The sequence below is a fragment of the Microbacterium sp. genome (genome assembly GCF_031178525.1).
Classification (GTDB): Bacteria; Actinomycetota; Actinomycetes; order Actinomycetales; family Microbacteriaceae; genus Microbacterium.
On sequence record NZ_JAPSJA010000011.1, the window covers coordinates 1 to 11,635 of the forward strand.

10 protein-coding genes and 1 tRNA gene are annotated in these 11,635 nt (G+C 71.3%); 7 read left to right on the forward strand and 4 right to left on the reverse strand.

Going from position 1 to position 11,635, the window contains the following annotated elements; genetic code table 11:
• Positions 1 to 1,574 (forward strand): NAD(P)/FAD-dependent oxidoreductase (locus RIF89_RS01785; RefSeq protein ID WP_309067450.1); only part of this gene is annotated, 1,574 nt, incomplete at its 5' end.
• A 4-nt stretch (positions 1,575 to 1,578) separates the two neighbouring features.
• Entirely contained in the window at positions 1,579 to 2,328 is a 750-nt protein-coding gene (locus RIF89_RS01790; RefSeq protein ID WP_309067451.1) for a nitrilase-related carbon-nitrogen hydrolase, read from the forward strand.
• A gap of 7 nt (positions 2,329 to 2,335) precedes the next feature.
• On the opposite strand, the gene RIF89_RS01795 is transcribed toward RIF89_RS01790, so the two are convergent.
• The 4 genes from RIF89_RS01795 to RIF89_RS01810 are packed head-to-tail and all read right to left on the reverse strand — an operon-like array spanning position 2,336 to position 6,582.
• Positions 2,336 to 3,496 carry an acyl-CoA dehydrogenase family protein gene (locus RIF89_RS01795; RefSeq protein ID WP_309067452.1) on the reverse strand — a complete coding sequence of 387 codons (1,161 nt, stop codon included), beginning with the start codon at positions 3,494 to 3,496 and terminating at the stop codon, positions 2,336 to 2,338.
• A 39-nt stretch (positions 3,497 to 3,535) separates the two neighbouring features.
• Positions 3,536 to 4,714, reverse strand: a complete 1,179-nt coding sequence (locus RIF89_RS01800; protein WP_309067453.1) for a CoA transferase — start codon at positions 4,712 to 4,714, stop codon at positions 3,536 to 3,538.
• Positions 4,711 to 5,277, reverse strand: coding sequence for a GNAT family N-acetyltransferase (locus RIF89_RS01805; protein ID WP_309067454.1), 567 nt, complete (start codon positions 5,275 to 5,277; stop codon positions 4,711 to 4,713). Before RIF89_RS01805 ends, RIF89_RS01800 begins: the two co-directional genes overlap by 4 nt.
• A gap of 21 nt (positions 5,278 to 5,298) precedes the next feature.
• A complete protein-coding gene (locus RIF89_RS01810) occupies positions 5,299 to 6,582 on the reverse strand; it encodes a DUF222 domain-containing protein (RefSeq protein ID WP_309067455.1) in 1,284 nt (427 codons plus the stop codon).
• 106 nt (positions 6,583 to 6,688) lie between these two features.
• On the opposite strand from RIF89_RS01810, the gene serS reads away from it, so the two are divergent.
• The 5 genes from serS (at position 6,689) to RIF89_RS01835 (ending at position 11,611) form a co-directional block, all read left to right on the forward strand.
• Positions 6,689 to 7,972 (forward strand): serine--tRNA ligase, encoded by a 1,284-nt coding sequence (serS, locus tag RIF89_RS01815; protein WP_309067456.1) that lies wholly within the window; start codon positions 6,689 to 6,691, stop codon positions 7,970 to 7,972.
• On the forward strand, positions 7,969 to 8,850 hold the full coding sequence (locus RIF89_RS01820) for an HAD-IIB family hydrolase (protein WP_309067457.1): 882 nt from the start codon (positions 7,969 to 7,971) through the stop codon (positions 8,848 to 8,850). The genes serS and RIF89_RS01820 overlap by 4 nt, the downstream gene beginning before the upstream one ends.
• Before the next feature lie 199 nt (positions 8,851 to 9,049).
• Positions 9,050 to 10,120 carry a Glu/Leu/Phe/Val dehydrogenase dimerization domain-containing protein gene (locus RIF89_RS01825; protein WP_309067458.1) on the forward strand — a complete coding sequence of 357 codons (1,071 nt, stop codon included), beginning with the start codon at positions 9,050 to 9,052 and terminating at the stop codon, positions 10,118 to 10,120.
• Between the two features lie 68 nt (positions 10,121 to 10,188).
• Complete coding sequence (locus RIF89_RS01830) at positions 10,189 to 11,355, forward strand: M20 family metallopeptidase (RefSeq protein ID WP_309067459.1); 1,167 nt, start codon at positions 10,189 to 10,191, stop codon at positions 11,353 to 11,355.
• A gap of 168 nt (positions 11,356 to 11,523) precedes the next feature.
• A tRNA-Ser gene (locus tag RIF89_RS01835) sits at positions 11,524 to 11,611 on the forward strand.
• Positions 11,612 to 11,635: the final 24 nt, after the last annotated feature.

Consider the following 11,635-nt stretch of genomic DNA (forward strand, 5'->3'; position numbering starts at 1 on the left):
TCGGATCCATCCCCGAGGAGAGCCGCGGCCGCGAGGTCGCGATCATCGGCGCGGGACTCGCGGGCATGGTGGCGGCGTACGAGCTCATGAGCCTCGGCCTCAAGCCGGTCATCTACGAGCCCACGCGCATCGGCGGCCGACTGCGCACCCACCGTTTCGAGGGCGGAGACGGCGCGGTTGCCGAGCTCGGCGGCATGCGCTTCCCGCGATCCGGTGCGGCGTTCTTCCACTACGCCGAGCGGCTCGGCCTGACGCATCGACCGTTCCCGAACCCGCTGACGGACGCGGCGGGCAGCACCGTGATCGACCTGTGGGGCGAGACCCACTACGCGCGCACGCTCGACGACCTGCCCGCGTTCTACCGCGAGGTGTCGGACGCGTGGGACGCGGCGCTCGAGGAGATCGGCTTCGGCGCGCTGCAGGACGCCATCCGCCGCCGTGACGCGGCGGAGCTGAAGCGGCTCTGGGACGAGCTCGTGCGCACGTGGGACGATCGCACGTTCTACGACTTCATCGCGAGCTCGGAGGCCTTCTCGCGGCTGACGTTCCGCCATCGCGAGGCGTTCGGCCAGGTCGGGTTCGGCACGGGCGGCTGGGACTCGGACTTCCCGAACTCGATGCTCGAGATCCTGCGCGTCGCGGTGCTCGAGTGCGACACCGACCAGCGCCTGATCGAGGGCGGGGTCGAGCAGCTGCCTCGCGGACTGTGGGACCTGCCGGTGCGACCCGGCAGCCCGTGGCCCGAGGGCACGACGCTCGCGACGCTGCACGGCGGCGCGACGCTGCCCGCGGCCTCCGCGATCTGCCGAGGCGAGGACGGATCCTTCGAGGTGCGCGACCGCTGGGGAACGACCCGCACGCACGACGCGGTGGTCGCGACCTGTCAGAGCTGGCTGCTGACGACGGAGATCGACTGCGACGAGAGCCTGTTCTCGCAGGACATGTGGATGGCGCTCGATCGCACGCGGTACATGCAGTCGACGAAGACGTTCGTGATGGTGGACGAGCCGTTCTGGAAGCGCGTCGACCCCGGGACCGGCCGCGATACCATGAGCATGACGCTCACCGACCGCCTCACGCGCGGCACCTACCTGTTCGACAACGGGCCCGGGAAGCCGGCGGTGATCTGCCTGTCGTACTCGTGGATGTCCGACTCCCTGAAGATGCTGCCGCACTCGGTCGACCGCCGCGTCGACCTCGCGCTCGGCGCGCTCGCGAAGATCTATCCCGACGTCGACATCCGCAGCCACATCGTGGGCGATCCGGTCACCATGACGTGGGAGGACGATCCGTACTTCCTCGGCGCCTTCAAGGGCGCCCTGCCGGGGCACTATCGCTACAACCACCGGATGTACACGCACTTCATGCAGGATGGTGCGCCGGCCGACGAGCGCGGGATCTTCATCGCGGGCGACGACGTCTCGTTCACGCCGGCCTGGGCGGAGGGCGCCGTGCAGACCGCGCTCAACGCCGTGTGGGGCGTGATGGCCCACTTCGGCGGCGCCTCCGCGCCGGACAACCCCGGGCCGGGCGACCGGTTCGCCGAACTCGCGCCCGTCGCGCTGCCGGAGTAGCCGGGTGCTGCGGCTGGCGGTCTGGCAGTGCCCGTCGTCGCCGGGCGACGTGGCGGGCAACCTCGCCCGGCTCGCGGACGCCGCTGCACGCGCCGCCCAGGGCGGGGCGGACGTCCTCGTGACGCCCGAGATGTTCGTGACGGGGTACGACGTGGGCCCCGTCGCCGGGATGGCGCCGGACGGGGAGGTGTTCGCAGCCGTCGCGTCGATCACCCGCCGCACCGGCGTGGCGATCACGTACGGATTCCCCGAGCTGCTTCCGGACGGCCGGATCGCGAACACCGCGCAGCTCGTGGACGACGGCCGGCTCGTCGGGGCCTATCGAAAGACCCACATGTTCGGCGACCTCGACTCGTCGCGCTTCGTCCCCGGATCCGGTTTCCCGGTCTTCGAGCTGCGCGGGCACCGCGTGGGGATGCTGATCTGCTACGACGTCGAGTTCCCCGAGACCGTGCGCGCGCTCGCGCTCGCCGGAGCCGCGGTGGTGCTCGCGCCGACGGCGAATATGGTGCCGTTCGAGCTGGTGTCCACCGTGCTGGTGCGCGCTCGCGCGTACGAGAACGGGATCGCCCTCGCGTACGCCAACTACTGCGGCACCGAGGGCGCGCAGGTGTACGCGGGCCTCAGCACGATCTGCGGGCCGGACGGCACGGTGCAGGCGCTCGCCGCCGCCGACGGGGAGGCGCTGCTCATCGCCGACGCCATCGGTGATCCCGCGCCCTACCTCCGCGATCGGCGACCGGACCTCTACTGACGCGGGCTCAGCGGAAGGCTTCCAGCCCCGTGATGTGGCGGCCGAGCACGAGAGTGTGCACCTCGTCGGTTCCCTCGTAGGTGCGCACCGACTCGAGGTTGTTCGCGTGACGCAGCGGCGAGTAATCAGCCGAGACGCCGTTGCCGCCGAGGATCGAGCGCGCCTCGCGGGCGATCGCGATCGCGTCGCGCGTGTTGGCCAGCTTGCCGACGGAGATGTGGTGAGGCTGGATCTTGCCGGCCTCCTTGAGACGGCCCAGGCGCAGCGCGACCAGCTGGCCCTGCGTGATCTTGACGGCCATGTCGGCGAGCTTGGCCTGCGTGAGCTGGAAGGACGCGATCGGGCGGCCGAACTGGATCCGCTCCTGCGCGTACGTGAGCGCCGTGAGGTAGCTGTCGCGTGCCGCGCCGAGCACACCCCACGCGATGCCGTAGCGCGCCTCGTTCAGGCACGAGAACGGGGCTTTCAGGCCGCGGGCCTCCGGCAGCTGCGCGGATGCGGGCAGCCGCACGCCGTCGAGCGTGATGTCGCACTGGATCGAGGCGCGCATCGACATCTTCGGCTCGATCGGCGTCGCCGTGAAGCCGGGGGTGTCCGTGGGCACGACGAATCCGCGCACGCCCTCATCAGTCATCGCCCAGATCACGGCGACGCCGGCGATGGAGGCGAGACCGATCCAGCGCTTTGCGCCGTCGATCACCCAGTCGTCGCCGTCGCGGCGCGCGAAGGTCTTCATGCTGCCCGGATCGGATCCCGCTGTCGGCTCGGTCAGGCCGAAGCAGCCCACGAGCTCGCCGCGCGCCATGCGTGGCAGGTAATCGTTCTTCTGCTCCTCGGAGCCGAACTTGTAGATCGCCGACATCGCGAGCGATCCCTGCACGGACACGAAGGTGCGCAGGCCCGAGTCGCCCGCCTCGAGCTCGAGCGCCGCGAGACCGTACTCGACCGCGCCGCGACCGGGACAGCCGTAGCCCCGGTAGATCATGCCCAGCAGTCCCAGGCGACCGAGCTCGGGGATGATCTCCGTCGGGAAGTGGGCCTTGTCGTACCACTGCGCGATGTTGGGGCGGATGTGCTCATCGACGAAGCCGCGGACGGCGTCGCGGGTCGCGAGCTCCTGCTCGGTCAGGAGGTCGTCGAGGTCGAGCAGGTCGGTGGGGCCGGTCATCCGATCACGATATCCCGACGCCGCCGGATTGCCCTGGGTTCAATCGTCGAGCCAGGACCGGATCGCGTCGCCGTGCTCGTCGAGCGCGGGAGCGGCGCGACGCGGCGCCTCGAACGGCGGCTGCCAGAGCACGGGATGACGCACCTGCCGGCCGCGCGACGAACCGTCTGCGGCCCGCACCTCGATCGTCGGTTCGAGGCCGAGGCGCTCCGCGTAGGCGAGTCCCTCGGCGATGTCGCCCGCCTGCCCTGCCGGCACACCCACCGCCGTGAGCCGCTCCTGCCATTGCGTCGCCGTCGCGGCGGCGAGGGCGGCTTCCAGCGCGTCGCGCAGCGCGGGGCGGTTCGCGACGCGATCCGCGTTCGTGCGGAAGCGGTCGTCCTGCGCCAGTTCCGGGTTGCCGAGCGCGTCGGCCAGTCTGCGGAACTGCGCATCGTTGCCGCACGCGATCGCGAGCGGCCCGTCGGCGCACTGCAGCAGCTCATACGGCGCGATGGACGGATGCATGTTTCCCATGCGGGTGGGGGAGACATCGGCGCCGAGGTGAGCGGCGGCCTGGTTGGCCAGCGCGCCCTGCAGGCTGCTGAGCAGCGAGACCTCGACGCGGGATCCGATGCCCGTTGCGGCGCGGCGGCGCAGCGCCGCCAGCACCCCGATCACGGCGTCCTTGCCGGTGAGGACATCGACGAGCGCGACCCCGACCTTCATCGGGTCGCCGTCGGGATCGCCCGTGATGTGCATCAGCCCGCCGATCGCCTGCACGATGAAGTCGTAGCCGGGAAGCTGTGCTCCGCCGGCGGAGCCGAATCCCGTGATCGAGACGTAGATCACGCCGGGGTTCGCCCGCGTGACGTCGTCGTAGCCGAGCCCGAGGCGGTCGAGGGTGCCGGGCAGGAAGTTCTCGATCACGACGTCCGAGCGGGCGGCGAGGCGCTTTGCGCGAGCAAGGTCGGCGGGGTCCTTGAGGTCGAGCGCGACGGACTCCTTGTTGCGGTTCGCGCCCTCGAAGTAGGTCGCGCTCTGCGCGTCCCCGGTTCCGCTTCTGTCGTGCGCGCTCCAGGGAGGTCCCCACGCGCGCGTGTCGTCGCCGACGCCCGGGCGCTCGACCTTCACCACGCGCGCGCCGAGATCGGCGAGCGTCATCGACGCGAGGGGCCCCGCGAGCACGCGGGAGAAGTCCGCGACGAGGACGCCGTCGAGGGGCGCGGTCGCCGTCATCCGGCCCACTCCTCGGCGAGCAGCCCGTAGTTCATGCCGTCCATCCATTCGCCCGAGCGGTGCAGGCCGGTCTTGCGGCTGTGCTCCTCGCGGCGCATGCCGAGGCGCTCCATGACCCGCCACGACGGCTCGTTCGCCGCGAAGCAGCCGGCGTGCACGCGACGCAGCTTCAGCGGGCCGAAGCACACGTCGATCGCCCCGCGGACGGCTTCTGTCGCGTAGCCGCGCCCCTGGAAGGCCGGGTCGAGCGTCCAGCCGAGCTCGGCCTGCACGCCCTTGCCCTGCTCGGCGACCTCAGCCTGCGCCCAGCCGTCCTCGACCTTCAGCATGAGGTCGCCGATGGCTTCGCCCTCGAGCTCGACGATCAGCGTCACCGCCAGCCGGAAAGGCGCCGTGAACTGCTCGACGAAGTCGTCGTAGTGGGTCGGTGCCCGCGTGATCCACTCGCCCACCTCCGGGAGCCTCCGCCAGCGCCACGCGACCTCTGCGTCTGCGGGCGTCGCCCGACGGATCGTGAGTCGCTCGGTGCGGACGGGCCACGTAACGGCATCGACGGGATCCATGGAGTTCAGCGTATTGGGCCGTCAGAACGGCGGTGGATCGGCGTCGGTGACCGCGAGCGCCACGAAGCGCACGCTGGGCGGCGGCTTCTCGTGGAGGATCTCGCCCGTGGGGGTGACCCACTCGAAGACGCCGCGACCGAGGTTTCGAGCGCGCCAGCCGGAGTGGTGCTTGACCACGTGATGCGCGCGGCACAGAGCGCCGAGGTTGTCGACGTCGGTGGCGCCGCCCTCGGAGTAGGGCTTCGTGTGGTCGATGTCGCAGCGGCGGACCGAACGGCGGCAGCCGGGGAAGCGGCACGTCTCGTCGCGTGCGATGAGCAACCGGCGCTGTTCGGCGGACGGCACGTAGGAGTCGACCGCGATGGGAACGCCCGTCTTCGGGTCGAGGAGCAGCCGGGCCCACGTGTGCGTCCTGCCCGCCAGCCGACGAGCGGTCGCCGGCGCGACCACGCCGACACCGGAGATGTGCGCGGGCGTGCGGTCGTCGCCGGTGATGACCTCGGCGGGAACGGTCACCTGCACCGTGGCGCGGATGCCGTCGAGGCCGTCGCCGTGCGCGGTCGGCGCACCGGTCAGCAGCAGGTCGGCGACCACGTCCGCCTGGATCTGCGAGAGCGTGCGCGCATCCTCTTCCTTGGGCGAGGCCGCCGCCTGCACGGCGCGGGCCATCTCCCTCGTCCGATCGCCGATGCCGGCGGCGAGAGCCGCGTCGACACGCAGGATCACGTCGGCCATGCCGTCGCTGTCGGGCGTGACCCACAGCCCGCGCCGCGCGTTCGCCTCCTCGTGACGCTCGGCGAGCGTGCGGGGTTCGAGCCGTTCGGCGATCGCCTGGCAGATGGGGCGCAGCTTCGCCGGAGTGGTGTCGGTGAACTGCAGCGCGATCTGCTCGTACCGTTCGCGGATCCCGTCGTCGGCCAGTCGTCCGCCCTCGTCGCAGATGGTGCTCGCGTGCGCCGCGGAGATCTCGGCGTGTGCGAGCGCGGTGAACGTCGCGGGGAAGTGCTGGATCATGAGCGCGGCGTCGTCCATCCGGTTGCGCACCGTGGCGTCCGAGACGCGTTCCACGGTCGCGAGGTCGGCGGCCATGGCGCGGATGGGCACCTGATACTTCGACGGCGCCCCGGGGATCGAGGTGAGGACCTCGAGAGCGATCGCCTGCGCCTGGGCGTGCAGCGATGCCTCGATCGCCGCGACGCCGGCCTTCATCTTCGCCAGGCTCGCGAACGCGTCCTTGATGGTGCGCACCTGTTCGCGCTGGGTGTCGGTGAGCTCCCAGCGGCCCTCGAACGGGGTGCCTGCCATGCGCCAAGTTTAGTACATAGGTTCGAATGGTGGAAGGCCTCCGCGCACATATCGCTCCGGGTGGTCGGCGCAAGGAGCCGTCAGCCCCGAGTCCTAGACTGGCGGGGTGATCGATCCCGTGCTGCTTCGCGACAACCCCGACCTCGTGACCCGCTCGCAGGTGGCGCGCGGGCACTCGCCGGAGACGGTGACAGCGGCGGTCGACGCCGAGAAGGTCCGCCGGAGCGCCATCACGGCCTTCGAGGAGCTGCGTGCCGAGCAGAACGCCTTCGGCAAGAAGGTCGCGGCAGCTCCGAAGGAGGAAAAGCCCGCGCTCGTGGCGCAGGCGAAGGATCTGGCCGGGCGTGTGAAGGAGGCCCAGCAGGCCGTGACCGCCGCCGAGGAAGCGTTCACCGCCGCCATGGCCTCGATCGAGAATGTGGTGCTCGATGGCGTTCCCGAGGGCGGCGAGGACGACTTCGTCGTGCTGCGCGAGGTCGGCGACGCCCCGACGTTCGAATTCGAGCCGCTGGACCACCTGGCGCTCGGTGAGAAGCTCGGAGCGATCGACATGGAGCGCGGCGCGAAGGTGTCGGGCGCCCGGTTCTACTTCCTCAAGGGCGTCGGCGCGCGGCTCGAGATCGCGCTCATGAACTACGCGCTGAACAAGGCGCTCGACGCGGGCTTCACGCCCATGATCACGCCGACGCTCGTGCGCCCCGACATCATGTCGGGCACCGGCTTCCTCGGCGCGCACGCCGATGAGATCTACCGGCTCGAGGCCGACGACCTGTACCTCGTCGGCACCAGCGAGGTCGCGCTGGCCGGCTACCACAAGGACGAGATCGTCGACCTCCAAAGCGGTCCGCTGCGCTACGCCGGCTGGTCGACGTGCTACCGCCGCGAGGCCGGGTCGTACGGCAAGGACACCCGCGGCATCATCCGCGTGCACCAGTTCAACAAGCTCGAGATGTTCGTCTACGCCAAGCCCGAGGACGCCGCCGCCGAGCACGAGCGCCTGCTCGCGCTCGAGGAGGAGATGCTGCAGTCCCTCGGCCTCGCCTACCGCGTGATCGACGTCGCGGCCGGTGACCTCGGATCGAGCGCCGCGCGCAAGTACGACACCGAGGCATGGGTGCCGACCCAGGGCGCGTACCGCGAGCTCACGTCGACGTCGAACTGCACCACGTACCAGGCGCGCAGGCTCGACATCCGGCATCGTCCCGTGTCGCCGGAGGGAGCGCCCGCCGCGAAGACCGAGCATGTCGCGACCCTCAACGGCACGCTCGCGACCACGCGGTGGATCGTGGCGCTGCTGGAGACGCACCAGCGCGCGGACGGCTCGGTCGTCGTGCCAGAGGTGCTGCGGCCCTACCTGGGCGGCCTCGAGGTGCTGGAGCCGGTCGCATGACGTCGCACGAGGCCGCTGCCGCGGCGACCGAGGACGAGCCCCGCCGCGAGGGACGCAAGCTCATCGCACTCGACCTCGACGGCACCGTGCTGTTCGAGGACGAGTCGTTCAGCCCCGGCGTGAAGGACGCCGTGCGCCGCGCGACCGATGCCGGCCACATCGTGACGATTGCGACCGGACGCAGCTGGGAGGCGACGTCCTACGTGCTGCACGGCCTCGCCATCCTGCCCGAGTACGTCGTGTGCTCGAACGGGGCGGCCATCCTGTCTCGCGATGCGACGCAGGAGACGGGTTACGCGCGTCACACCGTGGAGACCTTCGACCCCAGCGAGGTGCTGACACTGCTGCACGAGCACCTTCCCGACGGGAACTACCTCGTGGAGCTCGCCGACGGCTCGCGCCTCTACACGCACTACGTCGACGACTGGGGCCTGCAGCGGGACAACGCGCGACACGTCGACTTCGAGGAGATGAAGCGCCAGCAGGTGGCGCGCGTCGTGGTGGTCTCGCCCGAGCACAACGGCAGCGGTCACGCCAACGGCGACTTCATCCGGCTCGTCGAGCAGATCGGTCTGCACGGCGTCTCGTACGCCGTCGGCTGGAGCGCGTGGCTCGACATCGCGCCGAAGGGCGTGGACAAGTCGACAGCCCTCGAGCGCGTGCGCGAGTGGCAGGAGATCGCGCCGCAGGACGTCGTCGTGGTCGGCGACGGTCGCAACGACATCGGCATGTTCGAGTGGGCCAAGGCGCACGGCGGACGCGCGTTCGTGATGGCGGACTCGCCCGAAGAGGTCGTCGCGGCGTCGACGGATCCGACGGGCTCGGTCGAGGAGGGCGGCGTCGCGCAGGCGATCGGCGTCGTCCTCGGCGACGCGTGACGCCGCACCTCATTGACGCGTGACGCCGCACCTCATTGACGCGGGCCGCCGCTGATCCGGATACTCCTTACATCCCCGATGGCGTGATCCGCCGCGGGGTGCGGCCTGCCCCGGACCGAGGCGCGGGTCGCAGCACACGAACGGCGACCAGCCGCCCACCTGCGGGAGGCGCCGTGTGAGGAGGCATCGAATGCGAACCATGACCATCGTCCCCGCGGCGGAGGCGCTCGATATCGGCGCCGAGACGCTCGCCGGCCACGAGAGCGTGCTCTACTGCCGCGATGAGGAGACCGGGCTGCGGTCGATCATCGCGATCCACAGCACGACGCTCGGGCCCGGCCTGGGCGGCACGCGGTTCAAGACCTATCCGTCCGAGCAGGATGCCCTCCACGACGTGCTGCGCCTGTCGCAGGGGATGACCTACAAGAACGCCGCGGCGGGTCTGCCCTTCGGTGGAGCGAAGGCCGTGATCATCGGCGATCCGCGCACCGACAAGACGCCCGAGCTGCTGCGCGCGTACGGCCGCTTCGTCGACGCGCTCGAGGGTCGCTACGTCACAGCCGCCGACGTGGGCACGAACTCGGACGACCTGGACATCGTGGGCGAGACCACGACCCACCTCACCGGCCGCACCGTCGCGGCGGGCGGCTCGGGCGACAGCGGGCCGGACACCGCCCTCGGCGTGTTCGTCGCGATGCGCGCCGCGGCCGAGCGGCTGTGGGGTGCGGCCGGGCTGAAGGATCGCGCGGTCGGCGTCGAGGGCGCCGGCAAGGTCGGCAGCGTTCTGACGAAGCTGCTGCTGGACGAGGGCGCCCGCGTGGTCGTCGCGGATCCGGATCCCGACGCGCGCGAGCGCGTGAGCGCCGCGACCGGCGGCGCCGTGCAGCTCGCCGAGTCGCTCGGCGGCCCGATCGAGGTCTACGCGCCGTGCGCGCTCGGCGCGACCGTGACGGTGGCGCACGTCGAGGAGCTCGGGGCGCGGCTGGTGTGCGGTGCCGCGAACAACCAGCTTCCGACGCCGGACGAGGACGCGGCACTGCACGCGGCGGGCATCCTGTGGGTGCCGGACTACGTCGCGAACGCGGGAGGCGTGATCCATCTGGTCAGCGGGGAGCGGCTCGGACGCACACGCGACGAGGTGACCGCCGACGTGAAGCGGATCGCCGACACCGCTCGCGAGGTGCTGTCCCATTCGGCGGAGGCGCGCATCCCCACGGGGGCCGCGGCCGACGAGATGGTCGCCGCGCGCCTCGCCGCCGCCCGGGCGTGAGCACCCCGGCGAGGGATCCGCAGCCGCGCGACCCGAGCCGGACACATCACGCGGGTATCGTCGGAGGGATGAGCCATCCGCTGCTGACCTGGGCCGACGCGGCGCTGCCCGAGATGCTCGACGACCTGGAGCACCTGATCCGCTGCGAGTCGCCGTCGGCCGACCTCACGGCCGTCGCGCGCTCGGCGGATCTCGTCTCGGCCATCGGCCAGCGCCGCCTAGGCTTCGCGCCCGAGCGGCTCGTGATCGACGGTGTGACCCACCTGCGGTGGCGGCTCGGGTCGCCCGCGCCCGACGCACCGCGCGTGCTGCTGCTCGCGCACCACGACACGGTATGGCCCATCGGATCCATCGAGACGCACCCGTACTCGATCCAGGACGGCGTGATCCGCGGCCCGGGCTGCTTCGACATGCAGACCGGGCTCGTGATGGGCATCCATGCGGCCGCGACGTTCGCCGATGGCCGCGGCGGTCAGCTCTCGAACGCCGCCATCACGCTGCTCGTCACGGGTGACGAGGAGATCGGATCGCCGACCTCGCGCGCGCTCATCGAGCAGGAGGCGCGCGGCTGCGTCGCGACCCTCGTGCTGGAAGCGGCGGGCGACGGCCCGGATGGCAGGCCCGGGGCGCTCAAGATCGGGCGCAAGGGCGTGTCGAACTACCGCGTGGACATCATCGGCCGTGCCGCGCATGCCGGCACCGAGCCCGAGAAGGGGCTCAACGCCACGGTCGAGCTCGCGCACCAGATCGGCGTCGTGCTGGGCTTCGCGGATCCGGAGGCCGGCACGTCGGTCGTGCCGACCGTCGCGCACTCGGGGACCACGACGAACACGGTGCCCGCCCGTGCATCCTTCATGGTCGATGTGCGCGCCCACACGGTCGCCGAGCAGGCCCGCGTCGACGAGGCGTTCGCGAGGCTCACCTCGCACACCGGGGCGACCGTCACCGTGTCGGGCGGCGTGAACCGTCCGCCGCTCGAGACCTCCGCCGCCGAGGGCGTGTGGCAGCGCGCGCGCGCCGTGTCGAAGGACCTGGGGCTCGAGCTCGCCGACGCGATCGTGGTCGGAGGGGCGTCCGACGGGAACTTCACGGCCGGGGTCGGGGTCCCGACGCTCGACGGGCTCGGCGCGGTGGGCGGCGGCGCCCACGCCGATCACGAGCATGCGTACGTGGATGAGATCGCGCCGCGCACGGCCCTGCTCGTGGCGCTGCTGCGCGATCTGCTCGCGGGCTGAGGGGCGGCGAATGCGCGTCTCGACGGCCGGTGCGCGTCGCGCCCTGCGGCGGATCGTCCACAGTCGCCCCTGGACATGCGCCCAGCGGGCGTCCAGAGCGGCGCGGCACAATGACTGGTCGGCTGGCCATTAGACTGATCGCCTGATCAGCAGGGGAGACCCTGCCGAGGAGGGTTGTCCGAGCGGCCGAAGGATCTGGTCTTGAAAACCAGCGGGCAGCGATGTCCCGTGGGTTCGAATCCCACACCCTCCGCCACAGACTCCTGCAGTCCCACCCCCG

Bases quoted from the DNA above. Each gene is read 5' to 3' on its own strand.
- RIF89_RS01795 (WP_309067452.1), bottom strand. From the start codon at position 3,496: ATGACCGGCCCCACCGACCTGCTCGACCTCGACGACCTCCTGACCGAG.
- RIF89_RS01800 (WP_309067453.1), bottom strand. From the start codon at position 4,714: ATGACGGCGACCGCGCCCCTCGACGGCGTCCTCGTCGCGGACTTCTCC.
- RIF89_RS01805 (WP_309067454.1), bottom strand. From the start codon at position 5,277: ATGGATCCCGTCGATGCCGTTACGTGGCCCGTCCGCACCGAGCGACTC.
- RIF89_RS01810 (WP_309067455.1), bottom strand. From the start codon at position 6,582: ATGGCAGGCACCCCGTTCGAGGGCCGCTGGGAGCTCACCGACACCCAG.
- RIF89_RS01820 (WP_309067457.1), top strand. From the start codon at position 7,969: ATGACGTCGCACGAGGCCGCTGCCGCGGCGACCGAGGACGAGCCCCGC.
- RIF89_RS01825 (WP_309067458.1), top strand. From the start codon at position 9,050: ATGACCATCGTCCCCGCGGCGGAGGCGCTCGATATCGGCGCCGAGACG.
- RIF89_RS01830 (WP_309067459.1), top strand. From the start codon at position 10,189: ATGAGCCATCCGCTGCTGACCTGGGCCGACGCGGCGCTGCCCGAGATG.